This window comes from Collinsella aerofaciens ATCC 25986 (genome assembly GCF_964239575.1).
Classification (GTDB): domain Bacteria; phylum Actinomycetota; class Coriobacteriia; order Coriobacteriales; family Coriobacteriaceae; genus Collinsella; species Collinsella aerofaciens_BQ.
This window is the reverse complement of record NZ_CAXSQQ010000007.1, coordinates 54,895-81,646: the sequence shown is the minus strand read 5'-3', so window position 1 is coordinate 81,646 and position 26,752 is coordinate 54,895. Positions and strand designations below refer to the sequence as shown.

Annotated in this window: 22 protein-coding genes; 6 read left to right on the top strand and 16 right to left on the bottom strand. The window is 65.3% G+C overall.

Annotated features, from left to right (window positions below):
- Positions 1 to 4 precede the first annotated feature (4 nt).
- Positions 5 to 2,458, bottom strand: a complete 2,454-nt coding sequence (gene priA, locus ACESUZ_RS05600; RefSeq protein WP_373198925.1) for a replication restart helicase PriA — start codon at positions 2,456 to 2,458, stop codon at positions 5 to 7.
- An 88-nt stretch (positions 2,459 to 2,546) separates the two neighbouring features.
- Positions 2,547 to 4,022 carry a glutamate--tRNA ligase gene (gene gltX / locus ACESUZ_RS05595; protein WP_215694568.1) on the bottom strand — a complete coding sequence of 492 codons (1,476 nt, stop codon included), beginning with the start codon at positions 4,020 to 4,022 and terminating at the stop codon, positions 2,547 to 2,549.
- A 277-nt stretch (positions 4,023 to 4,299) separates the two neighbouring features.
- On the opposite strand from gltX, the gene metK reads away from it, so the two are divergent.
- From metK to ACESUZ_RS05565, 6 genes are all read left to right on the top strand, one after another.
- The gene (gene metK / locus ACESUZ_RS05590) at positions 4,300 to 5,580 is read left to right on the top strand and encodes a methionine adenosyltransferase (RefSeq protein ID WP_368135240.1); all 1,281 of its coding nucleotides are present in this window, start codon (positions 4,300 to 4,302) and stop codon (positions 5,578 to 5,580) included.
- A gap of 311 nt (positions 5,581 to 5,891) precedes the next feature.
- The gene (gene sdaAA / locus ACESUZ_RS05585) at positions 5,892 to 7,499 is read left to right on the top strand and encodes an L-serine ammonia-lyase, iron-sulfur-dependent, subunit alpha (RefSeq protein WP_373198923.1); all 1,608 of its coding nucleotides are present in this window, start codon (positions 5,892 to 5,894) and stop codon (positions 7,497 to 7,499) included.
- A gap of 149 nt (positions 7,500 to 7,648) precedes the next feature.
- Positions 7,649 to 9,382, top strand: a complete 1,734-nt coding sequence (locus ACESUZ_RS05580; RefSeq protein WP_373198921.1) for a L,D-transpeptidase — start codon at positions 7,649 to 7,651, stop codon at positions 9,380 to 9,382.
- Positions 9,383 to 9,514: 132 nt separating this feature from the next.
- Positions 9,515 to 10,951: an efflux RND transporter periplasmic adaptor subunit gene (locus tag ACESUZ_RS05575; protein WP_195544699.1), complete on the top strand. Its 1,437-nt coding sequence runs from the start codon at positions 9,515 to 9,517 to the stop codon at positions 10,949 to 10,951.
- Positions 10,951 to 11,724: an ABC transporter ATP-binding protein gene (locus ACESUZ_RS05570; protein ID WP_195544698.1), complete on the top strand. Its 774-nt coding sequence runs from the start codon at positions 10,951 to 10,953 to the stop codon at positions 11,722 to 11,724. The genes ACESUZ_RS05575 and ACESUZ_RS05570 overlap by 1 nt, the downstream gene beginning before the upstream one ends.
- Positions 11,721 to 12,935, top strand: coding sequence for an ABC transporter permease (locus tag ACESUZ_RS05565; RefSeq protein WP_346976483.1), 1,215 nt, complete (start codon positions 11,721 to 11,723; stop codon positions 12,933 to 12,935). The genes ACESUZ_RS05570 and ACESUZ_RS05565 overlap by 4 nt, the downstream gene beginning before the upstream one ends.
- A 211-nt stretch (positions 12,936 to 13,146) precedes the next feature.
- Here the strand turns inward: ACESUZ_RS05565 and cobK are convergent, their stop codons facing one another.
- Genes cobK through ACESUZ_RS05495 form a run of 14 tightly spaced genes read right to left on the bottom strand, consistent with a single transcriptional unit; the run spans position 13,147 to position 26,728 of the window.
- Positions 13,147 to 13,920, bottom strand: coding sequence for a precorrin-6A reductase (cobK, locus tag ACESUZ_RS05560; RefSeq protein ID WP_195544696.1), 774 nt, complete (start codon positions 13,918 to 13,920; stop codon positions 13,147 to 13,149).
- Positions 13,917 to 14,558, bottom strand: a complete 642-nt coding sequence (locus tag ACESUZ_RS05555) for a precorrin-8X methylmutase (protein ID WP_373198918.1) — start codon at positions 14,556 to 14,558, stop codon at positions 13,917 to 13,919. The genes cobK and ACESUZ_RS05555 overlap by 4 nt, the downstream gene beginning before the upstream one ends.
- Positions 14,559 to 15,074 (bottom strand): cob(I)yrinic acid a,c-diamide adenosyltransferase, encoded by a 516-nt coding sequence (locus ACESUZ_RS05550; RefSeq protein WP_035138235.1) that lies wholly within the window; start codon positions 15,072 to 15,074, stop codon positions 14,559 to 14,561.
- Positions 15,071 to 16,570, bottom strand: coding sequence for a cobyric acid synthase (locus ACESUZ_RS05545; RefSeq protein WP_373198916.1), 1,500 nt, complete (start codon positions 16,568 to 16,570; stop codon positions 15,071 to 15,073). The genes ACESUZ_RS05550 and ACESUZ_RS05545 overlap by 4 nt, the downstream gene beginning before the upstream one ends.
- Positions 16,563 to 17,786, bottom strand: a complete 1,224-nt coding sequence (locus ACESUZ_RS05540; protein WP_373198914.1) for a pyridoxal phosphate-dependent aminotransferase — start codon at positions 17,784 to 17,786, stop codon at positions 16,563 to 16,565. Before ACESUZ_RS05540 ends, ACESUZ_RS05545 begins: the two co-directional genes overlap by 8 nt.
- Positions 17,783 to 18,757: an adenosylcobinamide-phosphate synthase CbiB gene (gene cbiB, locus ACESUZ_RS05535; RefSeq protein ID WP_195544716.1), complete on the bottom strand. Its 975-nt coding sequence runs from the start codon at positions 18,755 to 18,757 to the stop codon at positions 17,783 to 17,785. The genes ACESUZ_RS05540 and cbiB overlap by 4 nt, the downstream gene beginning before the upstream one ends.
- Positions 18,757 to 19,758 carry a histidine phosphatase family protein gene (locus tag ACESUZ_RS05530; RefSeq protein WP_373198912.1) on the bottom strand — a complete coding sequence of 334 codons (1,002 nt, stop codon included), beginning with the start codon at positions 19,756 to 19,758 and terminating at the stop codon, positions 18,757 to 18,759. The genes cbiB and ACESUZ_RS05530 overlap by 1 nt, the downstream gene beginning before the upstream one ends.
- Positions 19,755 to 20,522, bottom strand: a complete 768-nt coding sequence (gene cobS / locus ACESUZ_RS05525; RefSeq protein WP_373198910.1) for an adenosylcobinamide-GDP ribazoletransferase — start codon at positions 20,520 to 20,522, stop codon at positions 19,755 to 19,757. Before cobS ends, ACESUZ_RS05530 begins: the two co-directional genes overlap by 4 nt.
- Positions 20,519 to 21,067: a bifunctional adenosylcobinamide kinase/adenosylcobinamide-phosphate guanylyltransferase gene (locus ACESUZ_RS05520; RefSeq protein WP_138374710.1), complete on the bottom strand. Its 549-nt coding sequence runs from the start codon at positions 21,065 to 21,067 to the stop codon at positions 20,519 to 20,521. Before ACESUZ_RS05520 ends, cobS begins: the two co-directional genes overlap by 4 nt.
- A complete protein-coding gene (locus ACESUZ_RS05515; RefSeq protein ID WP_373198908.1) occupies positions 21,064 to 22,206 on the bottom strand; it encodes a nicotinate-nucleotide--dimethylbenzimidazole phosphoribosyltransferase in 1,143 nt (380 codons plus the stop codon). The genes ACESUZ_RS05520 and ACESUZ_RS05515 overlap by 4 nt, the downstream gene beginning before the upstream one ends.
- Entirely contained in the window at positions 22,199 to 23,581 is a 1,383-nt protein-coding gene (locus tag ACESUZ_RS05510) for a cobyrinic acid a,c-diamide synthase CobB (RefSeq protein ID WP_373198906.1), read from the bottom strand. Before ACESUZ_RS05510 ends, ACESUZ_RS05515 begins: the two co-directional genes overlap by 8 nt.
- Positions 23,578 to 24,912: a precorrin-6y C5,15-methyltransferase (decarboxylating) subunit CbiE gene (gene cbiE, locus ACESUZ_RS05505; RefSeq protein ID WP_373198905.1), complete on the bottom strand. Its 1,335-nt coding sequence runs from the start codon at positions 24,910 to 24,912 to the stop codon at positions 23,578 to 23,580. The genes ACESUZ_RS05510 and cbiE overlap by 4 nt, the downstream gene beginning before the upstream one ends.
- On the bottom strand, positions 24,900 to 25,628 hold the full coding sequence (cobJ, locus tag ACESUZ_RS05500) for a precorrin-3B C(17)-methyltransferase (protein ID WP_373198904.1): 729 nt from the start codon (positions 25,626 to 25,628) through the stop codon (positions 24,900 to 24,902). Before cobJ ends, cbiE begins: the two co-directional genes overlap by 13 nt.
- 14 nt (positions 25,629 to 25,642) lie before the next feature.
- Complete coding sequence (locus tag ACESUZ_RS05495; protein WP_225094248.1) at positions 25,643 to 26,728, bottom strand: cobalt-precorrin 5A hydrolase; 1,086 nt, start codon at positions 26,726 to 26,728, stop codon at positions 25,643 to 25,645.
- Positions 26,729 to 26,752: the final 24 nt, after the last annotated feature.

Genomic DNA, 26,752 nt, shown 5'->3' with positions numbered 1-26,752 from the left:
GTTGTTACATCAAATCATAGGCGTCGACGTCAACGCTCACGCTCACGCCGCGTACAGAGCCCACCTCTTTGAGGCAGGCGTCGATATCGTCAGAGACATGGTACCCCACGGGCGACTTCAAAAGCAGATGGAAGCGGTAACGGTCCTTGGCTCTCTCGATTACACACGAAGCCGGGCCCAGCACCTGCGGCACGGCACTCCCCGCCCGCAAAAAGTCGGGCGCGGCGGCATGCCAGCGGCGCTTAAGAAGCTTTGCAATGCGCCCGATGTAGTCTTGCGCGTCGTCTCGGTTCGCCGACCACACCAAGATGTTGACCAGGCGAACAAACGGCGGGTATAGCGCGTCGCGGCGCTGTTCCAGGTCGTAGTCGGTAAAGATCGAACGGTCATGCTCAGCGACGGCGCGAATGACCGGATCCTCGGGCAGGTAGGTCTGGATGATCACCTCGCCGGGGCGATCGCCGCGACCGGCACGGCCCGCCACCTGTTCCAGCAGGTCGTAGGCGCGCTCCCCTGCGCGAAAGTCGGGCAGCTTGAGGGCGAAGTCGGCATTGACCACGCCCACGAGCGTGACCTCAGGAAAGTCGAGACCCTTTGCGATCATTTGGGTGCCCAGCAACACGGCGCAATCGGCCGCATCGAACTGCTCGAGCAGCTTTTTGTGCGCATCCTTGCCGCGCGTGGAATCGGCATCCATGCGAATAATGGCGACGTCCTCGGGAAGCATCTGGTGCAGTGCGTCCTCGATCTGCTGAGTGCCCAGACCCATTTTTGCCAGATAGCGGCTACCGCATTTGGGACAGTGGCTCGTGGGCGCGGGATACGGCTGCACGCGCCAAGACGAACCGCATGTGTGACACTGCAGCGTGTGCGTGCGTTCGTGATACGTGAGCGCGGTGGAACAGTGGTTGCAGGTGGGCACGCAGCCGCACTCGCGGCACATCAGGAACGGCGCAAAGCCACGGCGGTTATGCAGCAGTACGGCCTTCTCGCGTCGCTCGACCACACGCTCCAAGCCCTCCATCAAGGGTTTTGAGAACATGGAGCGGCTGCCGTGAGAAAACTCATGGCGCAGGTCGGCAATCCGAACCGTAGGCAGCACGGCGTGTCCCGGGCGCTCGGGCATCTCGACGCGCGTCCAGGTGCCACCGTTATACGTGCCACGGCGGCAGCGGTCGAGGGCCTCGGCAGAAGGCGTGGCGGAACCCAATACGAGCGGACAGCGGTAGCGTCGCGCTATCTCGGCCGCCACCTCGCGCGCATGGTAGCGCGGGCTAGAACCCTGCTTGTAACTGGTCTCGTGTTCCTCGTCGATGATGATGAGGCCCAGGTCGCTGAGCGGGCAAAAGAGCGCCGAGCGGGCACCCACGACCACACGCGCGGCACCGCTGGCAACCATGTCCCACTGGTCCAGGCGCTCGCCGGCCGAAAGGCGCGAATGGAACACGGCGACCGTCTCGCCAAAGCGCGAGCGGAAGCGGCCGACGGTTTGGGCCGTCAGCGAGATCTCGGGAACCAACACGCAGGCCGAACGGCCGGCCGCGAGCACGCGCTCAATCGCCGAAAGGTAAACCTCGGTTTTGCCGGAGCCGGTGACGCCGTCGACAAGGACCACGTCTCCGTGGGCGTCAAGACGGGCGCGCTCAATCTGCGCGAGCGCCTTCTGTTGGCCCTTGGTGAGCGCGACCGGCGCCTTGCCGCTTGCCGAGGACAGCGTGGTCTGCTCGCTGCAGCCACGCCACGCACGGCGCTCCTCCACCACCACGACACCGCGCTTTTCGAGCGCCTTGATGGTCGCCGACATGCTGTTATAGAGCAGGTTGAGGTCGCGCGTCGTGACCGGCCCGCACTGGAGCGCCTCGATGAGCTGACGCTGACGGACCGCGGTCTTGGGCGGCGTATAGTCGAAACCCTCGGGCGTGAGCATGACCCAGCGGTTTTGGATGGGTTTAACAGCGGGGCGCTCAACCGTCCACACGCCGTCGTCACCCTTGACCACACGCGGGCTTCCACCCGGGGGCAAGAACAGGCGCAGACACTCGAAAAGCGTCGCAACATATTCGCGGCTCATCCAACGCGCGATGCGGGCGGCCTCTGCGGTAAAGAGCGGCTTGCTGAGGATGGCTTCGACGGCTTTAATGCGCGCGGGGTCGAGCGCGCTGTTGCCCTGCAGATCGCCCAGCTCGGGCGCAATGTCGACGATGTAGCCTGCGGCAGCACGGTTGCCAAAATGGACCAGGACCGTGGATCCGATCTGCGCGTCGCTAGCAAGGGGTTGAGGAATGCCATAGGCAAACGGCTCGGACAGCGCACGCGTCGGGATGTCGAGAACCACGCTCGCATAGGCGGCGATGGGCTCAGGTGCAGGCTTAGGCTGAGCCGAGGCAGCGGCAGACACTGGCTTCACCGGAACCTCCTCCGGTTCCGGCGAACCAAACAGCGACAGTTGCTCGGCCACGGCTCCAGCACCTCCTATCCCATACGTCTACAGAAACAAGAGCCCCGCTCGGGTGAACGGGGCTCGGATACATACGTTTGCGCAGCGATTACAGCGCCATCGTGCGGGCGCGGTCGATGCGCGCCAGGCAGTCGTCGCGGCCGATGAGCGCCATGGTCTCGCCCAGCGGAGGACTCACCATGTTGCCGCAGACGGCGACGCGCACGGCCTGGAACACCACGCGCTTCTTGAGGTCCATCTGCTCGGGCAGCGGCTCAAGCGCGGCGTCGATGTTGGCAGCCGTCCACTCGTTCACACCCTCGAGCGCGGCCTTGGAGGCATCCAGAATGACACCCATGCCCTCCTTGGCCAGGCCCTTGTTGACGGATTTCTCGTCATACTCGAGCGTCTCGGCCGTGGCAAAGATGGGAGCGGCGACGGTCACGGCGTCGGCCGGCATCTTGGTGCGCGGCTTGACGATGGCGGCAAGCGCATCGATCCAATCCTCGCCGTACTCGACATTACCCTCGATGAGACCCGCCTCGTGCAGCTCGGGGACCATGATCTCGTCGGCAAACTGAGCATCGGACATGCCGTTGATGTACTCGGCATTGACCCAATCGAGCTTCTTGGGGTCGAAGGTCGCCGGGTTCTTGGAGATGCGGTCGAGCGAGAACTTGCTGGCCAGGACATCGCGCGGGATGATCGTGGTCTCACCGTCGAGCGACCAGCCGAGCAGCGCCAGGTAGTTGACGAAGGCGTCGGACAGGTAGCCGGCGTCGCGGTACTCCTCCACCGAGGTGGCGCCGTGGCGCTTGGAGAGCTTCTTGCCGTCGGCACCCAAGATCATGGAGATGTGGGCGAACGTAGGCACGGGCGCGCCGAGGGCCTCGTAGACCATGACCTGACGCGGGGTGTTGGACAGGTGGTCGTCGCCGCGGATGACGTGGGTGATCTTCATCATGGCGTCGTCGACGACGGTCGCGAAGTTGTACGTGGGCGTGCCATCGGAGCGGAAGATGACAAAGTCGTCGAGCTCCTTGGCGTCGAAGGTCACCTCGCCGTGGACGGCGTCGTGGATGACGACGTCGCCGCGGTCCTCGGGCACCTTAATACGCAGGACGTAGGACTCGCCGGCCTCGATGCGGCGGCGGGCCTCCTCGGGATCAAGATCGCGGCAACGGCGCTGATAGCCCTGGAAGGGGTCCTTGCGCTCCTGCGCGGCCTTGCGGTCGGCGTCGAGCTGCTCCTTGGTGCAGAAGCAGGGATAGGCCTTGCCCTCGTCCCAAAGCTTCTGGGCGGCCTGCTTGTACAGGTCCAGGCGCTCGGTCTGGGCGTAGGGGCCAAAGTCGCCGCCCACCTCGGGACCCTCGTCCCAGTCCAGGCCCAGCCAACGCATGGCGCGCAGGATAATCTGCGTGTTCTCGTCGGTGGAGCGGGTGGGGTCGGTGTCGTCGATGCGCAGGATGAACGTGCCGCCGTTTGCGCGGGCGAAAGCCCAGTTATAGATAGCGGTGCGGGCGCCGCCGATGTGCAGCTTGCCCGTCGGTGAGGGTGCAAAGCGGACGCGAACGTCTGATGCCATGGAAATCTCCTCGATTGCAGGATGGATGTCTAACCGCATCAGTATAAAGCATCAAAGCAACCTCCGCACAAAGGGCACCGACCCAATCATTGGGGACAGACTTAAATGACCAGTCGTTGGAGACGTTCTTAGTTTAAGGCTGGTCATTTAAGTCTGTCCCCAATGAGTAGGTGCGGAAAGGGTGTGAATGTTTGATTTACGCGTTATGATGTGCCCTTGCATAGAGAGCCCGGCGGAATGGTAACGGTCGCCGGGACACGTTTTTGAAAGGACAATCATGTCAGAAGAACTTCGTTCCATCCCACCCCAACACGGGTCCTTTGTTTTTACGTCGGAGTCGGTGACCGAAGGTCATCCCGATAAGATCGCTGACCAGATCAGCGATGCCGTCCTCGACGCAATCCTCGCCAAAGAAATAGAGCTGCAGGAGCAGGGCTACATCGCCCCCAACGGCGTGCCCGCCAACGTGGAGAACGTCCGCTGCGCCTGCGAGACCCTCGTGACCACCGGCACCGTTATCGTCGCCGGCGAGATTCGCACCCAGGCCTACGTCGACGTTCAGGAAATCGCCCGCGGCGTTATCCGCCGCATTGGCTACAACCGTGCCAAATTCGGTTTTGACTGCGATACCTGCGGCGTTATGAGCCTCATCCATGAGCAGTCACCCGATATCGCTCAGGGCGTTGACGAGTCCTTCGAGACCCAGACCGGCGCTACCACCGACCCGATCGACCTGATCGGTGCCGGCGACCAGGGCATGATGTTCGGTTACGCCTCCAACGAGACCAAGACCCTCATGCCCATGCCTCACTACCTGGCAAGCCGCCTGGCCGAGCGCCTGGCTGCCGTGCGCCACGACGGCACCCTGCCCTACCTGCGTCCCGATGGCAAGACCCAGGTCACCGTGCGCTACGAGGACGGCAAGCCCGTCGAGGTCACGACCATCGTCATCTCCACGCAGCACGCCGCCGAGATCGAGGACATGGGCAAGATCAAGGCCGACCTCATCGAGCACGTCATCACCCCGGTCATGGCCGCCGAGAACATGCCGTGGGACAACGCCGACATCTACGTGAACCCCACCGGTCGCTTTGTCGTGGGCGGACCTATGGGTGACACGGGACTGACTGGCCGTAAGATCATCGTCGACACCTACGGCGGCTATGGCCGTCACGGCGGCGGTGCCTTTAGCGGCAAGGACTGCACCAAGGTCGACCGCTCCGCCGCGTATGCCGCGCGCTGGGTAGCCAAGAACGTGGTCGCCGCCGGTCTGGCCGACCGCTGCGAAGTCGAGCTTGCCTACGCCATCGGCGTTTCCAAGCCCCTCTCAATCATGGTCGACACCTTCGGCACCGCACATGTTGCCGAGGACAAGATCGTCGAGGCCGTAGAGAAGACCTTCGACCTGCGCCCGGGCGCAATCATCCGCGACCTAGACCTGCGTCGCCCCATCTACGAAAAGACGGCAGCCTACGGTCACTTCGGCCGCGAAGACGCCGACTTCACCTGGGAGAAGACCGACCGAGCCGAAGAACTCAAAGCAGCCTGCGGCCTGTAAGGTAACCCGAAAAGCTACAGCCAAAAACAACGCACCAAAAGAAGTACCGGCTCCAACCGGTACTTCTTTTTTATTTAAAGGTGGTGAAGATGAGCCGACCTGGGACATGGAATAGGTCACAGGCCGATAATTTTCGCAGCAGAGCGACTCCAACCATGTATCCTTAGTCCCGAGGGGCGGGGCATAAGGTCGATCGCGAGTTCCGCACGAGCCGGAGAGCACTTAATGTGCTCTCCGTGCGAGCAGGACTGTCCGAGCAGGCGACCTTATGCCCCGCCCCTCGGGACGACGAGCCACGTAAAGGAGCATCCATGGCAGGCAAGCCGCAAACACTAGCTACGACCTCGGCATTCGAGATCTTGGGTCCCGTCATGGTCGGCCCCAGTTCATCGCACACCGCCGGCGCCCTGCGGTGCGCCCAAGTTGCCGCCAGCCTGTTAGAAGGCCGCATCGCCAAAGTCACCTTTGGCCTATGGAACTCCTTCGCCCACACCTACCGCGGCCACGGCACCGACCGTGCGCTCGTCGCGGGCATCCTGGGCCTCGACACCGATGACGAGAACATCAAGCAGGCCTTCGACCTCGCTCGCGAGCAGGGCCTCGAATATCACTTTGACATCAAGGGCGACGACGCCTCCATCCACCCCAACACCGTCGACATCGATATGGTCGACGACACGGGCGCCACGGCGCAGGTCCGCGGCGAGAGCCTGGGCGGCGGCAAGATGCGCATCAGCCGCATTAACGGCGTCGGCGTCGACATCTCGGGCATGTATTCCACGCTCTTCGTGGCGCACAAGGACGTTCCCGGCGTGCTCGCCGCGCTCACGAACCTGCTCGCCTACGCCCACGTGAACATCGCCTTCTGCCGCACCTACCGAACCGAAGTGGGCGGCCAGGCCTACTCCGTCTTTGAGACCGACGGTGCGCCCGACGACACCGTCGTCCCCATGTTACGCAAGCTCGACAATGTCGATTACGCGACCTTTATCGAGCTCCCCGGTTCTGCCTCGTCGCTCTCCCCCGGCGTCTCGGCCAAGGAGATCTTCGACGACGGCGAGCAGCTGCTCGATGCGTGCGAGGAACTGGGGCTCAGCATCGGCGCCGTCATGGCCGTGCGTGAGGCGCGCCTGACCGGCGAAGCCCACGCCGTCGACGCCATGCGTCGCGTGCTCGACGTCATGCGCGAGGAGACCACGGCCCCCATCGCCAATCCGCAGCGATCGCTCGGCGGGCTTATCGGCGGCGAGGCCAAACTCGTCGATGCCACCGGCCGCAACGATTTGAGCACGAGCCTGATGGGCGCCGTCCAGACCGACGCCGTAGCCCGCGCCATGGCCGTGCTCGAGCGCTCGGCCACGATGGGCGTAATCGTCGCAGCTCCGACGGCAGGATCCGCGGGTGTTGTGCCCGGCTGCGTGCTGGCGCTCGCCGATCGCCTGCAGCTCGACGACGAGCAGGTCATGGACGCGCTCTACTGCGCAGCCGCCATCGGCCTCAACCTCACCACAAGCGCCTGCGTCGCCGGCGCTGAGGGCGGCTGTCAGGCCGAGGTGGGAAGCGCCGCCGCCATGGCGGCCGCCGCGCTGGTGCAGATGCTCGGCGGCACGCCCGAGCAGGCGCTCGACGCCAGTTCCATCGCGCTGAGTAACCTGCTGGGCCTCGTTTGTGACCCCGTCGGTGGCCTCGTGGAGGTGCCCTGCCAAAACCGCAACGCCATCGGCGTGGCAGCGGCCTTTAGCTCGGCACAACTCGCCCTCGCAGGCATTAAGAGCTTGGTGCCGTTTGACCAGATGGCACATGTCATGCTCTCGGTGGGCCACGCGTTGCCAGCCACGCTGCGCGAGACGGCAAAGGGCGGCATCGCGCAGGCTCCGGCCGCACTTTCGGCCTGTGCAAAATGCGGCGTGTGCGGATAGCGACAAAGAACGACTCAAAGGTGGGACAAATGTCCCACCTCTTTTGAATGCCACCGTTTCCGTACCACAAACAGCAGGGCAATCGCTATAATGCAAGCCCAGTAAAAACACGATGAACCGCAAGGCGAAAATCGAAGGATATGCATACGATGTCGCAAAACGATCGAACTCAACTGATTCCCGATCCGCAGCAGCCGAGCAGGCACGCCGGCGGCGTTCAGTCGCCGCGTCCTATCGCGCCGAGCCACGGTCAGCAGCGTGGTGCGGCAAACGCTTCTCAACGCCCGAACCAACAGCGACAGCAGCGTCAACAACGTCAGCAGCACCAGGCAAACGGCAATGCGCCCAAGCAGCCCCCCACGCACGCTCGAGGCGATCGCGGCCCCGCGCGCAAGTCCGCCGGCAACAATAAGTCGGGCAAAAAGACGACGCTCTTTGTCGTCCTGGGTCTAATCGTCATTGTCTATATCGTAGGCGTCGTAGCATTTTCGCAGGTAGCCTACCCCAACACCACCATCGCCGGCGTCGACGTCTCGTTCTCCAACGCTTCGTCTGCCGCCACCAAGGTCAACTCGGCATGGAAGCACTATAAGCTCACCGTGACAGGCGATGACTTTAACTGGACCTATCAGCCCGAGTCCGATGAGCCCATCGTCGACGGTGAAGCTGCCGCAAAAGAGATTATCAGCCACAACGAAGCCTTTGTATGGCCGGTCCGCCTTGTGGAATCCTTAAGCGGCAAGACCAAAACAACCGCTACCTCCAACGAAGTCGATCTTGATCAAGACGTCGACCTGTCCATGCTCTCCGACACCTTTGACCAAAAGAAGTTTGAGAAGGATCTGGGCGCCGCCATCGACGAGTTTAACGAGGGCCGTTCGGGCACGTTCGAGGCAAATAGCTCCTATGACGAGCAGGCCGGCAAGTTTACCGTCGAGAAGGCGCGCTCCAACGAAAAACTCAACCGCGAGCATGTCATTAAATATGCCGAGCTCGAGCTTGCCTCGCTGGCCGAGACCGTAGATCTTTCCAAGCTCGGCAACGATGCCTATGAGCCGCTCAATGGAACGCTGACCGATGATCAGATTCAGGCCGCATGCGATGCCGCCAACAACTTCCTGGGCGTCAACGTGACCCTCAAGCTCAACGGCGAGGATGCTGGCAAGGTTGATGGCAGCTCCGTATTGCAGTGGATCAGCTTTGCCGATCCGGCCAACCCAACGCTCGATACGACGCAGATCAGCAGCTGGGCAGCCGAGCTCGCTAACGGCTTTAATACCGTGGGCTCCACTCGCTGGTGGACGCGCGCCGATAGCAAGCAGTGCGCCGTCGAAGGCGGTGACTTTGGTTGGTCCATCGACAGCAGCTCGCTCGCCAAGCAGGTCGAGGACGCCATTAACAACAAGCAGACTGGCGAAATCGAGATCAAGTACTCCCAGAAGGCCGACACCTTTACCGCAAAGGGAGAGCCCGACTGGAAGGCGTATATCGACGTCGACTTGTCCGAACAGCACGCGCGCTACTATGACGAGAGCGGAAATATCGTTTGGGAGGCCAACTTTATCTCGGGCAAGCCGGGCGAGGACGCCACGCCCGAGGGCGTCTGGCAGATCAACAGCAACGACGGCGGCAGCGCCCTGATCGGAGCCAAGGACCCCGAGACCGGCAAGCCCAAATACGAGAGTCCGGTGAGCTACTGGATGCCGTTTGAGGGCAACATGATCGGCTTCCATGATGCCACCTGGCAAAACGACAAGAGCTTCGATAACGCCGAGTCGTACAAATGGTGCGGCAGCCACGGCTGCATCAACCTGCGCCTGGCAGACGCCAAGGCACTTCACGACTGCATCAAAGTCGGCCTGTGTGTGGTTGTCCACTCGTAGTGCAACGCGCACATTCATACAACGTGGAACCGCTGCGACCAATCTAACAGTTCCGAAAGAAACCGTCTTATGCGCCCGCCTCAACCGGTGGGCGCATATACTTATCGAGGTACTTTCTATAAAGGAGACGCTATGCCGAATGTCCCCACGACCACCCCGGGCCCGGATGATACCGAGCACACGCTCGAAGATGTCACCGAAACGATTCCTCTGATTACAAACGTACATGCCGATAAGCAGAGCGGACGCGCGAACGATGCGACCGAGATTTCCGATGAAGAGGCATATGCCAAGCTCAAGGCAAAACGTGCCGAACGTCGACGCAAAAAGCTCATCCGACGCGGCATTGCGGCCGGCGTCGTGGCCGCCATTGTGCTCATCGCCGTTGTCGTGACCCTGGTTATCAATGCGCAGCCACAGGGCACTAGCGGGCCTGTGACCGACATGGTGACCGAGGGCACGTTTACCACAACGGTCGAGGCGAAAGGCCAGCTCAAACCAATTTCGTCCTCAGTGGTCTCCCCTTCTGTCGACGGCACGGTCGATTCGATCAACGTGCAGGCGGGCCAATCCGTCAACGAGGGCGACGTGCTTATGACCATTAAAAACGACGAGCTCGATCGCAACGTTGCCGAGGCACAGCGTGCAGTTGCTGCCGCTCAAGAAGACCTCGCTAATGCGAAGAAAGCCGCAGCTGCCGCTCAGGCCACCCCAACGACGGACGTCGATGGAGCTTCCGCAGCGGCTGGCGTCTCCGACGCATCAGCGGACACGAACGCCGTATCGGCCGCGCAGCGCAGCCTCGCTTCGGCCCAGGCAAACCTCGATCAGGCGAACGCCAAGGCCGCCAGCCGTACGGTCACGGCCCCGAGCTCGGGCAGCATCGTGGAGCTCAACGCCAAGGTGGGCGCCACGGTAACAGGCGGCATGATTATGGGCGAAAGTGATACGAGCGGTGGCAAGCAGTGCATGCAGATCGCCGACCTATCCAAGATGAAGGTGACCGTACAGGTGGGAGAAAAGGACATCGCCAAGATCGCCGTTGGGCAGAGCGCCAACGTCACGTATCCCGCGTTTCCCGATATCGTGAGCCAGGGCACCGTCACGGCTATCGCGTCGGTGGCAAACTCCGACGCCGCTAACGGTGGCGGCGGCAGCGTAACCTTTAACGTCGACATCCTCATCGAGGCGCCCGACGCGCGCCTGAAGCCGGGCATGACGGCCGAGGTCTCGGTGGTGACCGAGCAGCTCGACGACGTGGTGATGGTGCCGACGATGGCGCTCATGACCGAAGACGGCGAACACTATTACGTCAACGTGGCAACCGATGACGAGGGCAAACAGACCCGCCGCGTGAAAGTGACCGTCGTGACGCAAAACGACAACGAAGCCGTAGTCGGCAAGACACAGGTCAAGCGCGACGACCAGGGCAACGAGATCAACCCTAACGTGCCGATTACCAAGCTGCGCGATGGCGACACCCTCGTCATGGACACCGGAGCGGACGCAACGGCTGACGGCGGCTACAGCACGGATTCGGGCAGCATGTCTGACGACGAGGGCATGTAATGCGTCCCGTTATCGACATCCGCAACGTGCACCGCATCTTTGAAAGCGAGGCAGGTTGCGCCCACATCCTGCATAACGTGAGACTGGCGGTAGATCCCGGCGAGTTCGTCGCCATTACTGGCCCCTCGGGCTCGGGCAAATCAACCCTCATGAACATCCTAGGCTGCCTGGATAAGCCGACGGCGGGCGACTACTACCTGCAAGGGCTCAACGTGGCCGAGCTCGATGATGACGAGCTCACCGAAGTCCGCGCCCTGAGCATTGGCTTTGTCTTTCAGAGCTTCAACCTGCTGCCGCGCCTGTCGGTTATCGAAAACGTGATGCTGCCGCTGGCCTACACCAATGTGCCCCGTAGCCAGCGCGAGATGCGCGCCGTGCACGCGCTGCAGGCTGTCACGCTGCCCGTCGACCACTGGGACCACCGCATATCCGAGCTCTCGGGCGGCCAGATGCAGCGCGTCGCAATCGCGCGCGCCCTCGTCAATGATCCGCCCATCATTCTGGCTGACGAGCCGACGGGAAACCTGGACTCCGCTACCGGAGCGCTTGTGATGGAGACCTTCCATAAGCTCCAGAAGCGCGGCAAAACCATCGTGCTTATCACACACGACCCCGGCATCGCCGCCGAGGCCGACCGTGCCGTGACCATCCGCGACGGTCGCATTCACGACGGCGCGTATATTCCACATGCACCGCGGACCCTGCGCAGCGCCGTAGATAGCCTGCCCATGATTTCCGCCTCCGCCAACCCGCCGAAAGGAGAGATGGCATGAGCGCCCGCGATCTCATCCAGGAAGCCCTTCACTCGCTCGAGGCCAACAAGGGGCGCAGTCTACTCACCATCCTGGGCATTGTCATCGGCATTGCCTCGGTTATCGCCATGACTTCGCTCATCGGCGGCATCCAAAACAGCCTGGTCAACAGTCTGGGCCTCAATGCGGCACGCATGGTGCAAATCTATTCGTCGCAAGAACTCACCGATTCTGACGTTCAGAAGCTTCAAAAACTGGTGCCGCAAATAGAGCAGATCGGAATTGTCGACAGCGCGTACACCGAGTACAAGACCGGCGATAAAAGCTATACCGTCATGGCACAGGGTGTCGATAGCAACATGCTCGACGCCGTGGGGGCCAGCAAGCTCGTTGCGGGGCGCACCTATTCCCAGGCCGAGTCCCAATCGGGCTCGCGCGTGGCGCTCATCAGCCGCGGCGGCGCCGATCAGCTTTACGGCAACGAACAGGATGCGCTGGGGAAAACCATCAAGGTGGCCAACGGCGAGGTGCAGATTATAGGCGTGATTGATGGCGGCAACGACTCCATGGGCTCGCTCACGCTGTATATGCCGCGCGAAACCATCTCAGGCCTGTTTGGCGACGAAAATCCTTCATTCCCCAGCGTGACGGCTCTTGCCGCCGAGGGCACAGACATGGACGAGCTTTGTAAGACCATCGAGTCCAAGGTGCGCGCAATGAAGGGCATCGCGGAAGATGATGAGTACGACAGTGTATCGGCGACCTCCATGAAAAGCGCCATCGATGCACTCAACTCCTTTATGGGCGCGTTCTCGCTCATCATGGGCGCTGTCGCCAGCATCTCGCTGCTTGTCGGCGGTATCGGCATTATGAATATGATGCTCACCAACGTGACTGAGCGCATCCGTGAGATCGGCATTCGCCGTGCCCTGGGCGCAAGTCGTCGCGATATCACCGCGCAGTTTTTGGCCGAGTCCTCGGCGCTGTGCGTCACCGGCGGACTGTTGGGTGTCCTGATTGGCTATCTGCTGGCATGGGGACTCACGTTCTTTGCCGCAAGCTCGGGCATCATGAGCGAGTTTGGAGCTACCGGGACGATCACGCCAAGCTTCTCCATTACAACAGTGTTGATCGCGTTTGCCGTATCGGTCGGCATCGGCGTAATCTTTGGCTTCTACCCCGCTCGCCGTGCAGCAAAGCTCGACCCGGTGGAATGCCTACGCTACCAGTAAGCCACCACCAACAAGTTGCGGTGAATTAGGGACTGAATATGCTATTTAGCAGCAAAAACAGACGCTATTTCACCGCAACTTATTGAAGGGCTGCTTGCGCCAGTTCCGTGCGTCGTCCTCGAGCGATTGGCGGATGACAGGCTTGTACGGGTCGAGCTTGCTCGGGGCGCTCCTCCTCGCAGGCGGGAGGGCACGCATGCGCGGCGAGCGCCTAGCGCGCGAACTCCCGTAAGAGCGCGTCTTCCACTTCCCTAAGCGAAAGGGCCCCGCCTCCCTCGGCGGGACGGGCGACCACGATACAGCGCGCTCCCACGTCGCGCGCGGAGGCGATCTTCTCGGCCGTGCCGCCTACGGTTCCCGAGTCCTTGGTCACAAGCCACTGGGCGCCCACCTGCCGAAGCATCGCCTCGTTGAGCTCGCGGGTGAAGGGCCCCTGCATGCCGATGACGTGCGACGGCGAAAACCCCGCGTCGATGCACTTCGTTATAGCACCGGGCAGAGGAAGCACACGCACGAAGAAGCGCTCCGCGAAATCGGCGACGCGCGTGTAGGGAGCAAGCTCCTTGCTCCCCGTCGTGAGAAGCGCGCGACCCGGGTTCTCGGAGAGAAAGCGCGCCGCGCAGGCGATCGACGCGACCGACACGACGCCTTTGGGCAGCACCTCGACCGGGCGCGCAAGGCGCAGGCATCGTGCACCCACGGCGAGCGAAGCGGCCCGGATGTTGCCGCTTGCGAGCGTAGCGAAGGGGTGCGTGGCGTCGACGACGATGCGCGCGCCGGAAAGCTCACGCTCCATGTCGGCCTCGTCGAGCCTGCCCGCATGCACCTCGATGCCCGGAAGCTCGCCCAAAAGCTCGCCTCCGTACTCGGTTGCCGCGTAGGCACGGGCGGGGATTCCCGCCCCGCTCGCCCATTCGCACAGGAGGCGGCCCTCGGTGGTGCCGGCGAAGATGCGCAGCGCCGGCGCGGATGCGGGGGCCGTCACTTCGGGCCGCCTGGGCGCGTGATCTGGTAGAGCAGCGCGTTCATAATGGCGGCCGCCACGGTCGAGCCGCCCTTGCGACCCCTCGCGACGATGGCCGGCACGCGTCGCGCGAGTAGCCCCTCTTTCGCCTCGACCACGTTCACAAACCCAACCGGCACCCCAACGACGAGCGCGGGCGCGATCTTCCCCGCGTCCATGAGCTCGGCGAGGCGCAGAAGTGCTGTGGGAGCGTTGCCGACGGCCACGATGAGCGGACCCTCGATGCCGCAAGCTTTGTCCATGCTCGCAACGGCGCGAGTCGTGCCCGCGGCGCGCGCCGTTGCGGCGACATCCGGGTCGGCCATAAAGCACACGGCCTGGCAGCCGATCTTCGCGAGCGCGGGCTTGCTTATGCCTGCGAGCGCCATGTTCGTGTCGGTGAGCACCGTGGCCCCTGCGCGCAGTGCGTCGAGCGCACAGTGCGCGGCGTCATGGGTGAACACGAGGGAATCGGCGTACGAGAAGTCGGCAGTGGTGTGGATGACGCGCTTCACGACGGGCTCTTCGAGCGGCGGGAACGTGCGGCCGCCGAGCTCTTCGGTGATGATTTCAAAGCTGCGCCGCTCGATGTCGCCGGGCGCCATCTCCTTGGAATCCATCTAGTACTCCACTCCTTCCCTTGCACATATCCCCTGCTCGTAGGGGTGTTTCTCGCACCGCATCTCGGTTATGTAGTCGGCCTTCTCCACGATCTTGCGGGAAGGCGCGCGCCCGGTGAGCGCTACTTCGACGCCGCGCGCGGACATATCGAGCGCGCGGTCCACGAGCGCCTCGTCGACAAGCCCCTTCGAAAGCGCGTCGAGCGCCTCGTCGAGCACGAGCAGCCCCTCCTGCGCGCCCTCGAGCTCGGCGAGCGCGGAAGCGAGGTTCCCATCGTGCAACTCGCGCGTCGCGGCAAGTTCTTCCGACGTCATGGACCAGGTAAACTTGTCCGACGCCTTCCCCGCGAACACGGGCACGCCGAAATGCTCGGCGAGCAGGCGCGCCTCCCCGCTTTCGCCGTCTTTCAGGAACTGCACAACGACGACGCGGCGGCCTGCGGCGAGCATGCGAAGGGCGAGCCCCATCGCCGCCGTGGTCTTGCCTTTGCCGTCGCCATGATACACGTGGATCATACGCCCTCCTCGATAATGCGGTAGACATACTCCATGTCGAGCGCCCCGCGCACGGAGTCGGCCAGGCGGTCGAACTCGCGCGCACGGTGATCGGCCGCGGACACCGCGCCCTCAGCACCCACGACGCTCTCGGGCAGGCCGCGCATGCGCGCGAGCGAGCGCGCGAGGGCGAGTGCCACCCCCGGTTCGTCGAACAGGCCGTGGAGATAGGTTCCGAACACGTTTCCGCAGGCCGCGCCTTCTGGTTTGCCGCCAATCGTGCCCGCAGGGGCGCAGGAGACGGTCGTATCGCCGTCGTGAATCTCGTACCCGCGCGCCGTCATGCCGTTCCACGCCGAGAACGCGCCTTGGGCGCCCGTGATGCGCAGCTCCGACTGGGCGAGGCGCTTTTCCTCCTTGAACACCGTATTTGCAGGGATGAGCCCGAGCCCGCGCGCGGTGCCAGCGCCTTCCCTGCCGTGCGGGTCGGAAAGCTCGTCTCCCAAAAGCTGGTAGCCTCCGCATATGCCGAGCACCGGCGTGCCCGCGCCCGAAAGCGCGCGTACACAGGCTCCGATGCCGCTAGCCGCAAGCCAGCGCGCGTCGTCGACCGTGGACTTCGAGCCGGGAAGCACCACCAGGTCGGGTCGGCCCAGATCGGTCGTCGAGGAAACGTAGCGCACGCCCATGCCGGGCACGCGCGAAAGCGGGTCGAAGTCGGTGAAGTTCGACAGATGCGGAAGGCGCACGACGGCGACGTCGATGACGCCGCGCGCCTCGCGGGCAGATAGGCGCGGTGCGAGCGAGTCCTCGTCGTCCAGGTCGAGCGTAAGAAACGGCACGACCCCCACGACGGGAACCCCGCACATCTTCTCGAGCGGGGCCAAACCCGGGCGGAGGATTTCCACATCGCCGCGGAACTTGTTCACAACAAGCCCCCGCAAAAGCGCGCGATCCTCGGGCGCAAAGAGCGCGACCGTGCCGTAGAGCTGGGCAAATACCCCGCCTGGGTCGATGTCGCCCGCGAGCAGCACGGGGGAGGACACGGCGCGCGCGAGCCCCATGTTGACGATGTCGTTTTCGGCAAGGTTGATTTCGGCGGGGCTGCCGGCGCCCTCGATGACGATGACGTCGTTTTCCTCCGCGAGCGAATCGAACGACTCCAAAATCTGCGGAATGAGCGCCTTCTTTCGCGCGAAGTAGTCCCTCGCAGCGAAGGCCCCCTGCGCCTTGCCGGCCACGATGAGCTGGCTTCGGTGGTCGCTTTCGGGCTTGAGCAGGATGGGGTTCATACGCACGTCGGGCACGATGCCACACGCCTCGGCCTGCATGATCTGGGCGCGCCCCATCTCGAGCCCGTCGGCCGTGACACCGCTGTTGAGCGCCATGTTCTGGCTCTTGAAGGGAGCCACGCGCAGGCCGTCCTGCGAAAGCACACGGCACAGCCCCGCCGCAAGCAGGCTCTTCCCCGCGTTCGACATGGTGCCCTGGATCATGATGGGCTTCGCCCTACCCACGGGTATCGACCTCCTTCGTCGAGCCTCGGCCATACGCGCCCGCCATAGCGCCGCTGCAAGAAGCGCAGCCCCGTTTGTCGGGTTCGCCTTCGCCCGATGCGCCTTCCGCCCGAAGCGCGCGGCCGAACGCCATCGCAAGCCGGGCATTCTCCTTGCGCGTGCGCACCGCGACGCGGCACCAGAAACGGGACAGTACCGAAAACGAGTCGCACGTGCGGACCAAAACCCCCTGTTTATACAGGCGCTCGGGGATGTCTTTCGCCGGTGTCCGGACTAAAAGGAAGTTCGCATCCGACGGCATGACGGAAAGCCCGAGCGAGGAGAGCTCGTGGGAAAGCCACGCTCGCTCGCCCGCCAATACATCGCGCGTGCGCGAGACGTATTCGACGTCTTCCAGGGCGGCGATACCCGCGGCCTCGGCGACCGAGGAGACGGGCCACGCCTGCCCCGCCCGGCGAATCCCCTCGAGGAGTTGGGCGTTTCCGCTGATCAGATATCCTAACCGCAATCCCGCCATTCCGTAGAGCTTGGTGAATGCGGAGAGCACGGCCACATGGCGCGAACACGCGGCGCGTGCGGCCACGCTCCTTTCGCGGGCGTCGGGCGCAAATCCGAGGAAGCACTCGTCCACGACGAGCAGCGCGCCCACCTGCTCGCAGCGGCAAGCCGCGGCATCGATCACGCGGGGGTCGACGAGGCGCCCCGTCGGGTTGTTCGGATTGCAGATATACGCCACGTCTCCCGGCCCCTCGATCGCGCGGGCGAAGGAGGCGGGCACGTCGAAGTCGTCCGCTTCGGAGAGCGGGAACTCCTGCACGCATGCGCCGTAGTACGATGCCGCCTCCGCATATTCAGAGAACGTCGGCGCACACACGACGATGCGTTTCGGGCGCACCGCCGCGGCGAGCCGCCAAATGATGTCGGACGCGCCCGCGCCGCAGACGATAGTATCTTCGGGAATGCCCTGGGCACGCGCTAGGGCGCGAACGAGGGCGAGGCTTTCCCTATCGGGGTAGGCGTCGATTCGAGAAAGCGCCTTGCAAGCTGCGGCAACGGCGCGCGGCGAGGGGCCCGCCGGATTCACGTTCACCGAGAAGTCAATGAGGTCGGAGGCGCCCCCTTCGCAAGCGATGCCGAGCGATTGCGTGCTACCCCCATGCGCACGGGCGCGCAGGATTCCCCCGGCAGCCCGGGACGCGGCGTGGTCTTCCCTCATACCATCGCCCCCACGGCGAGCACGACCGCCGCGCGTGCGGCACCGAAGACGACGAGCGCGCATACGGACGCGGCGAGCATGAGCCTAGTCGCCCGGGCGATGTCGCTCCACTCAATTTCACGGGACGCGTCGCCTATCGTCGGTTTCTCAACGAGCTTGCCGAAATACACCGCGGGTCCTGCCAGGCGCAGCCCGAGCGCGCCCGCACACGCTGACTCGGTCTGCGCCGAGTTGGGGCTCGCATGGCGACGCCTGTCGCGGCGCCAGATGCGCGCCGCCCCGCGAGCATCGAGCCCGACGATCGGGCACACGGCGATCATGAACAGGGCCGATAAGCGCGAGGGAATCCAGTTCACCGCATCGTCGAGGCGCGCCGAGGCGCAGCCGAAGTCGATGTAGCGCTCGTTTTTGTAGCCCACCATGCTGTCGAGCGTGTTCACCGCCTTGTACGCCATGCCCAAGGGCGCACCCCCGATCATAAGGTAGAAAAGCGGCGCGATGACGCCGTCGCTCGCGTTCTCCGCCACCGTTTCCACGGCGGCGCGCGCAACGCCCTGCTCGTCGAGAACAGACGTGTCGCGTCCCACGATGAGCCCGACGGCTTCGCGAGCCGCGACAAGGCCGCCCTTCGAGAACGCGCGGGCCACGGCCAGGCTCTGGCGGCGCAGCTCGCATGCCGCGAGAATCTGATAGCTCGCCCATGCCTCGGCCACGAAGCGCAAGCCGGGGTGAACCATGCCGCAAAGATGCAGGATTCCCAAGGTCAAAAGCCCACACGCAAGCGGAAGCGCCACGGCGAGCACAAGCCCTGCGGCGCGCGTGCCCGCGGACGTTTGCGGGAATGAGCCCCGCAGGCGGCCTTCGGCCCACGTGATCGCGCGCCCCATGGCGACAACGGGATGGGGAAGCCAGCGCGGGTCGCCGAAGGCAAGGTCAGCTGCGAACCCGGCGGCGGCGGCAAGAATCGTCATCACCGGGCATCGCCCCCCGAAGCGGGGCGAACGTCGCGAAGGCAGCGCCCATCCCAGGTGGCGGCCCATGCGCCGCCCGGCTCGGTATGCACGTCGAAATATCCCATTTTCGGGACAGCTAGCTCGGAGAGCAGCGCTTTCACGGTACCCGCGTGAACGACGAAGACGGCGCGCCCACCCCCCTGGGCGCGCTCCGATTCGCACGCCTCCCGAAACGCCGCGACGACGCGGCGGGTGAAATCGCTCTTGCCCTCGCCATGCGGGCAGCGCGTCTCGCACCAGGAGTCTACCCAGGCGCGGTAGCGCACATCCTCTTTAAGCTCGGCGGCGCTTCGCCCCTCGAAGTCACCGAAATCCATCTCGCGCAGACCGGGGCACGCCATAAGCTCCGCGTTCGGGAAGAGGATGCGCGCCGTCTGGTCGGTGCGGGCCATGCCGCTCGTGATAACACGGAACACGTCACGATCGCACGCGAGGTCGCGCAAAGCGCGCTCGCCCGCGCTCGACAGGGGCTCGTCGGTGCCCGCCCCGCTGTAGCGAGGGTCTTCCGTGCCCGCCGTGGCACCATGGCGCACGAAGACGACCTCCAAAGGCGCGCCCGCGCCCTGCGTCCCTCGAGGAGCATCGGCAAGGTTTCCTTTGATGACCTGGGGAATCCCGCACGTCATGCGCACGACGACGTCGGCGCGCGCAGCGAGCGCGCATCCCAGGCGCCCCGCGCGCTCGCGCCATTGGGCGTCTTCCGCATGCATAGGGACGACCCCCGAGCCGACCAAGGACAGAATCACTGCGTCGAAGCCGATCAGCCGCTCGAGCGCCCGGTCAGCGTCGAGCGCGCGTACGAGTTCCTCAGCATGGTACGCGACGCGGCCGGCAAAAGCCGCGGAAACGCCGCCCTCCGCAAGCTGCGCCGCGTCGACGAAATCGTCCGCCGCGAACCCGAGCTTTTCGCGCACGAAGGTCCTCTTCCCCGAATGCGCGCCACCTACCACGAGCATCATAGGAGCATGCCCCCCGCCACCAGCATAGCAAGCATCGCGAGCTCGGCCCATTGCAGAAACCATCCGGCCAAATCCCCCGTCACCCCGCCGAAGCGGGACAGGGCAACATGGCGGTACCACGCGAGCGCCAAAAGCCCCGCCACCGCCATAAGGGCGCCGACGGCCCGAGCGCACGCGACCATCCCTGCAGCCGAAGCCGTAGCGAAAGCGCAAAGCGGCACGACGATCGCCGCGCGCTTCTTCGCAGGCGAGAGCCCCGCGGCCATGCCGTCCGCCCGCGCGGCAGGCCAGCATTCAACGGCGAGCCCCGAAAGCGCGCGGGAGAACACGAGCGAGCACAGAAGCGCGAGGAACGCCCCCGCCGTAAGCGGCAGCGCGGTGAACAGGGAAAACTGCAGAATAAGGTACACGACAACACCGATGACCCCGAAGGCGCCCGCCCGCGGGTCGTGCATGATCTCGAGCTTTCGCTCGCGCGGGGCCCAACTTGCAAGCGCATCGGAGGTGTCGCAGAGCCCGTCTAGGTGGATGCCACCCGTCACCGCCACAGGCAGCGCCACGAGCACGGCCGCGACGATGGTCGCGGGCACGACAAGCAGGTTAGCCACGTACCCCCACGCCGTCATGAGGAAGCCTTCCGCAAGGCCCACCAGGGGAAACGCGGCAAGCGCATGGGTTGACCCGAAATCGGTCCAGGCCGATTTCGGGACGGGGATGCGCGAGAACGTTCCGAACGCCGCGCCGATTGCCTCTGCTATCTTCACCTTGTAGGTCCTTCGCCTTTCATCCACACGGGAATCCCGCATACCACTTCGACTGCGCGGTCGGCCATCGCCGTCACGCCCTCGTTCACGCGCGCGAGCGCGCGCCTCCATGCCTCGGTCCCCTCATCGTAGCGCATCCCATCGGCGAACACGTCGACGGTGACCACCACCGTATGCACAGCGGCCTGAGCGAGCCGTTCGATGCCTCCGAGCACCTCGCGCGCCGCAGCGTCGGGGTCACGTGGGGGCAAGCCGCCTTCCGGGAAGAGCTCGTTCGCAACCAGGTTGCCCACGTCCTCCAAAAGAAGCGTGCAGCCGCGCGGAAGCCCGGGCACTGCGGCGCCCACGTCACGCGTGCGCTCGAGGGTGGAAAACCCCTTGCCCTCGCGCAGCGCCCGATGGCGCGCGATGCGGCGGGCGCCCTCTTCCCCGAAGGGCTCCATCGTTGCCAGGTACACGCGGGGCCCGTCGTGCCCGAGGCACAGGGACTCGGCGTAGGCGCTCTTGCCGCTCGCGGCGGCGCCGATAACGAGCGTCACCGTCATTTCCAGGCCTCGAAATGCTCGTAAGCAGCCATGCCGGTCGCCGTGAACGTCTTCCCATCCCGGTACACGCGCAGCGCCGAATCCAGAAGGGGCAGATACGCCATGGCGCCCGCGCCCTCGCCCAAGTGCATGCCTGCGTCGAGGGGTGCCTTTATGCCGAGCTCGCGAAGGAGCTCCTGGCTTGCGGGTTCACTTGATGCGTGGGTGCCCACGAGGTAGCCCAAGGCGTTGGAGCACAGGCGCGCCGCGCACAGGGCCGCCGTGCAGGATACTACCCCGTCGAGGAGCGCCGGCGCCTTCGAGGCCGCGGCCCCCAGGTAGAAGCCGCACATCGCCGCGATGTCGAAGCCGCCCACCTTCGAGAGCACGTCGATCGGGTCGGCGGGATCGGGCGAGTTCGCGTCGATAGCGCGCTCGACCACGTCGCGCTTGCGCGCGAGTGAGGCGTCCGAGAGCCCCGCGCCGCGCCCGACGAGGCTCCGCGCGTCCGCCCGGAGGAGCACTGCGGCCACCGCCGCCGAGGTGGTCGTGTTGCCGATGCCCATCTCGCCCGCGACGAGAAGGCGCACGTCGGCGCGGGCAAGCCCGCACGCGACGGCGATTCCGACCTCGATTGCGCGCACGGCCCCATCGCGAGACATAGCGGCGCCGTGCGCGATGTTGTCGCTCCCCCGCCGCACGTTCGCGCGCACCATGCGCGCGTCTTCTATGCCCCGGGCCATACCCACGTCGACGGGCACGACCTCGGCACCCGCGAACGCCGCCATGCGGCAGGCACTCGTGGCCCCCTCGCACATGTTGCGCGCGACGGCTCGCGTCACGTCTTGCCCGCTTTGCGACACGCCTTCGGCAACGACCCCGTTGTCGGAGAAGAATACCGCGAGTGCACGGGGAAACTCGGCCACCTCGGCGCTCCCCTGAGCCGCGGCGATACACGCGACGGCGTCTTCAAAGTCGCCCAATCCCCGCAAGGGATGCGCGATGGAGTCCCACGCGGCGTACGCGGCGGCGCGGGCGCACTCGTCTGCGGGCGCGATCCGGGAGAGCGCGGCTTCGAGCACGGCGCCCGGCGCCGACGAGAACGCGCGCTCGACTTCCTCGCGGATGCAGGCCAACGCGGTTTCGGTTGCTTCAGCCATGCCGTCTCCTCTCTGCGAACGACGCTGCGGCAGACGCGAACGTGCGCGCAACGTCGGGGTTCGCAGGATAGTACACATGCGGGAAGCCCGCAACCAGGGACGGGGTGGTCGTCATGCACGGCCAGCCCTTGTCGCGCCGGGGCTTCTGCGCCCAGAAGTCGCCGCCCGGGCAGATGGACTGCCAGTAGTGGAACTCGTGCGCGCGGATGCGTGTGCCGCGCGGCCCGTAGAGCCCGTCGCGTTGGGAAGTGAGCTCCACGTACCCGAAATGGGACAGCCTTCCCCCGTTCTCGCTTGCGCCTTCAAGGGCGCCCGCAACAGGCCAGCGCCGCCCCTCGCTATCGGCGATTTCACGCTGCAGGTACAGAAACCCACCGCATTCGGCGACCGTCGGCATGCCGGATTCCACCGCGCGCCGCACCGCCTCGCGCATCGGCGCGTTCTCGGAGAGCTGCCGCGCATGGAGCTCCGGGTAGCCGCCTCCCAGATAGAGGGCGCTTGTCCCCCGGGGCAACTCACTATCACACAAGGGGCTGAAAAAGGCCAGCTCGCAACCCAGGTCCTCGAGCGCGCGCAGGTTCTCCTCGTAGTAGAACGAGAACGCCTCGTCACGGGCGACGGCGACGATGGGCCGCGCTCCCGCGATCGGCTCCAACCGGTAAGGTTCCTCGCGGATATCGGGTGCCGTCGCCGCTGTTTCGAGCAAGCGGTCGACGTCGACGGTCTTTTCCACCAGCTCGGCTATCTTGTCGATGCGCGCGGAGAGCTGCTCGACCTCGTCGGCGGTCACAAGCCCCAGATGCCGGCTTTCGAGCGAGAACGCCTCGTCGGCGGGGATATTCCCCAAAACCGCGACGCCCGTGTGCTTCTCGATCGCAGGCGCCGCGTAGGCGCAGGCAGCGGCGCTCGTCTTGTTCAGCACGACGCCGCGCACGTTCGCACAAGGCAGGAACTCGGCGATGCCGCGGATTACGGCGGCGAGCGATAAAGACGCCCCGCGCCCGTTCACCACTAAAACGACCGGCGTTTCCGTGTCGCGCGCAACCTGGTAGCTGCTCGCGTCGGCCACGCCGGGCGCCATGCCGTCGTAGAAGCCCATGACCCCCTCGAGCACCGCGACATCCGCACTCGCGGCGCCGCGTGCGAGCAGGGCGCGCAGCGTCGGGGCGTCGGTGAAGAAGCCGTCTAAGTTGCCCGAGCGCGCACCCACGACGCGACGATGAAAGAGCGGGTCAATGTAGTCGGGGCCGCATTTGAAGGCCGCGCATGCAAGGCCGCGGCGTGCGAGCGCGCGCAGGAGCGCGCACGTAACGACCGTCTTGCCGCTCCCGCTCGAGGGCGCAGCGACCATGAAGCGCGGGATGGTCGTGCTCACCGGGCGCCGCCTTCCCCACCTGCACCACGCGCGCTGACGAGGAACACGGGGTTTTGCGCCTTCATAAGATGGTGCGAGCCTACAGCCTCGGCGCGGGCGGCCGACACCTGGCACGCCTCGAACCCCTTAAAGCGCGAACCCGAGAGGAGCGCGCACGCCTCGGTGAGCGTCTCAACGGTGACGCATGGCACGCACAGGCGAACCTGCGAGTTTTTCTCGAGCGCCGCCTCCACGATGGAGGGAAGCTCACCCGCGCTCCCGCCGACGAACACGGCGTCGGGGACGGGCAGTTTCGCGAGCGCTTCGGGGGCGACACCGGGGACCGCATGCACGTTGCCGCAGCCGAATGCATCCGCGTTCTCTCGGATGAGCCGCACGCCGGCCGCGTTGCGCTCGACCGCCCATACCGACCCCACTCGCGCGACGAGCGCCGCCTCGATCGACACGCTCCCCGTGCCGGCGCCGACGTCCCACACGGTGTCGGTCGCGGTAAGGCGCAGCTTCGCGAGCGCGACGGCGCGCACCTCCTGCTTGGTCATGGGAACGTCGCCGCGGATGAAGAGCTCGTCGGGAATGCCCGAGGAAGCGTACGGCCAGCGGGAGCTCGCGGCGCGGGATGCGCCCGCAGAGTCCGCCGCGGGCGCAGACGCGCCGGCCGGCGCCTCGGAGGCTGCGCTAGAGCCCTCAGGCGACCCGGCGCCGCCTGCGAACTCGATAAGCATCACGTTCAAGTCGTCGAACGTCTGACCTGCGATTTCACTTGCGGTCGCGCAGGTAATGCGCTCGTCGGGGTACGACAGGCGCTCGGCCACCGTCACGCGCGCGTCCCCGAAGCCCGCATGCACAAGCTCACCCGAAAGCCGCGAGGGGTCTTCCCCGCCCGACGTGACGAGGAAGAGTTCACCTGCGCGCTCGGCCTCGGCCACGATGTCGCACGCCACGCCGTGAGCGCTCGCGAAGCGCCAATCCTGCCATGGACACGCAAGGCGCGCGGCGAGATACGACGCTGAGCTTATGCCGGGAACGACGCGCACGTCCACCTGCGCGTCGCCGGAGAGCGCCTCCACCAGGCGGCGCGCGCCGCTGAACAGCCCCACATCGCCCGTCATCACGACCACGGCGCGCCGCCACGACGCCGCATCGGTGAGCGCGGCGACGATGTCCGCCGTCTTCACGAGCTCACATCTCACCACGTCGGGCGGCACGTCGATGCCGGCAAGCGCGCGATGAGCGCCGATGACCACGTCGGCGAAGTCGATAGCGTCGAGCGCCGCGCGCGAGAGCAAGTCGGGGTTTCCGGGCCCCGCCCCGATGATCGTTACCTTTCGCATGGAATCTCCCGATACCCGCGTGGCGTGACCATACGGCCGCCTACGAGCTTCGTGTCCGCGTTGCCGACGAACACGGTGGTGAACATGTCGGCGTCGATCTCCCCCAGCTCAGAGAGCCTGCACATGCCCGACTGCTGCCCCTCGCGCCCGATGTTGCGTACCCAGCCGCAGAGCGTGTCGGGGGCCTTCCATTCGAGCATAATCTTCGCCGCGCGTGAGAGCCTGTCGGCGCGCTTTCTGCTGCGCGGGTTGTACAAACAGATGCAGAAGTCGGCGCTCGCCACGGCGGCGAGCCTGCGCTCGATGACCTCCCATGGCGTGAGCAGGTCGGAGAGCGACACGACCGCGAAGTCGTGGGCAAGCGGGGCGCCGAGCACCGCCGACCCGCTCTGAGCCGCGGTGGCCCCGGCGATAACTTCCACGTCTATATCGGGGTAGTCCTCCGCAAGCTCCAGCACGGGGCTCGCCATGCCGTACACGCCCGCGTCGCCGCTGCACACGAGCGCCACGGCGTCTCCACTCTGCGCGCGCGAAAGCGCAAGGCGGCACCGTTCGACCTCGTGCATCATCGGCGTCGCGAGATGCGCCGCGTCGGGCACGGCGGCGAGCGCGAGCTCCACGTATTTCGTGTAACCCACAACGACGTCGGACGCCTCGAGCGCACGCCGAGCCGCAATCGTCATGCCGTCGGGGCCGCCCGGGCCGATTCCCACCACGAAGAGCTTTCCCATCACCGCTCCTTAAACGAAAGTTTAATAGTTACCTTGGAAAACGCGACGGTCACGCCGCCGTGAGCGAGCTTCGGGAAGATAAGTTTGCCCCCCTCCGCGAGCGCTGCCCGCTCGCACACGTTGTCGACCCCCACCGTCGCGCGCACGAAATCAGATGGCGAAACGCTGCCTTCGACCTGCGACAACTCCTCTGCGGAATACGTCGCAAGCGGGATATTGCGCGCGCAGCAGAAGGCGAGCAGACCCTCCTCGTGCGCCTTCACGTCGATCGTCGCCGCCTCGCGCACGGCCGAAGGCGAGATACCCACCTGCCCGCACGCGAGAAGAAACGCCTCCTCGATCGCTTCGGCGCACGCACCGCGACGGCATCCTATGCCCGCAACGATGCAGGGCACGACAAGGCGAAGCGGCTCGGGGGCAGGCGCCTGCGCCCGCACGCCCGCCGGCTTCCCCGTCTCACCGGCGGGCACGACCTCGCCCGTTGTCTCCGCCGCACGAACGGACGCACCTGCATTCGCGCCAGCGAACGGCGACACGACGATATCGGCCCGAGCGCGGTCGGACGCAATGTCAACCCCCTCAGGCGGCTGTCCCGAAATCGGCATGTCGGAATAGAGCGCCACGCGCCCGCCCGAAAGCAGCCGCGCCGACACTCGCTTGATGGCCTCGGGATTCGAAACGGCGAGCCCCGCACAGCGCGCCCACGTATCCACCGCCCACACGCCGCGGACGTCGGTCGCCGTGGTGATGACGGGGATGGCCCCTGCCGCGCGTGCCACAGTTTGCGCAAGCTCGTTCGCACCGCCCAAATGCCCCGACAAAAGCGGGACGGCAAAGCGCCCCGCCTCGTCGATCGCCACAACCGCGGGATCGTTTGCCTTCGAGGCGACATGCGGCGCGATCGCCCGCACGGCGATGCCCGCCGCGCCCACGAACAGAAGCGCGTCCGACGCTTCCCACGCGAGCGCCGTCCATGCGCGCAGGTCGGCCTTCCCCTCGCCGAACCCGCGCGAAACGGAAACGTCCCAGCCAGGGTCGTCTTCACCTGTCTGCGCGCAATCGGAAAGCGCGTGTGCGGTGCGCACCGCCAACGCATACCCCCTCTCAGT

Bases quoted from the DNA above. Each gene is read 5' to 3' on its own strand.
- ACESUZ_RS05555 (WP_373198918.1), bottom strand. From the start codon at position 14,558: ATGGATTCCAAGGAGATGGCGCCCGGCGACATCGAGCGGCGCAGCTTT.
- gltX (WP_215694568.1), bottom strand. From the start codon at position 4,022: ATGGCATCAGACGTTCGCGTCCGCTTTGCACCCTCACCGACGGGCAAG.
- sdaAA (WP_373198923.1), top strand. From the start codon at position 5,892: ATGGCAGGCAAGCCGCAAACACTAGCTACGACCTCGGCATTCGAGATC.
- ACESUZ_RS05570 (WP_195544698.1), top strand. From the start codon at position 10,951: ATGCGTCCCGTTATCGACATCCGCAACGTGCACCGCATCTTTGAAAGC.
- ACESUZ_RS05515 (WP_373198908.1), bottom strand. From the start codon at position 22,206: ATGGCTGAAGCAACCGAAACCGCGTTGGCCTGCATCCGCGAGGAAGTC.
- ACESUZ_RS05550 (WP_035138235.1), bottom strand. From the start codon at position 15,074: ATGATCCACGTGTATCATGGCGACGGCAAAGGCAAGACCACGGCGGCG.
- ACESUZ_RS05540 (WP_373198914.1), bottom strand. From the start codon at position 17,786: ATGAGGGAAGACCACGCCGCGTCCCGGGCTGCCGGGGGAATCCTGCGC.
- ACESUZ_RS05580 (WP_373198921.1), top strand. From the start codon at position 7,649: ATGTCGCAAAACGATCGAACTCAACTGATTCCCGATCCGCAGCAGCCG.
- ACESUZ_RS05520 (WP_138374710.1), bottom strand. From the start codon at position 21,067: ATGACGGTGACGCTCGTTATCGGCGCCGCCGCGAGCGGCAAGAGCGCC.
- cbiB (WP_195544716.1), bottom strand. From the start codon at position 18,757: ATGACGATTCTTGCCGCCGCCGCCGGGTTCGCAGCTGACCTTGCCTTC.
- metK (WP_368135240.1), top strand. From the start codon at position 4,300: ATGTCAGAAGAACTTCGTTCCATCCCACCCCAACACGGGTCCTTTGTT.
- ACESUZ_RS05575 (WP_195544699.1), top strand. From the start codon at position 9,515: ATGCCGAATGTCCCCACGACCACCCCGGGCCCGGATGATACCGAGCAC.
- ACESUZ_RS05565 (WP_346976483.1), top strand. From the start codon at position 11,721: ATGAGCGCCCGCGATCTCATCCAGGAAGCCCTTCACTCGCTCGAGGCC.
- ACESUZ_RS05530 (WP_373198912.1), bottom strand. From the start codon at position 19,758: ATGATGCTCGTGGTAGGTGGCGCGCATTCGGGGAAGAGGACCTTCGTG.
- cbiE (WP_373198905.1), bottom strand. From the start codon at position 24,912: ATGCGAAAGGTAACGATCATCGGGGCGGGGCCCGGAAACCCCGACTTG.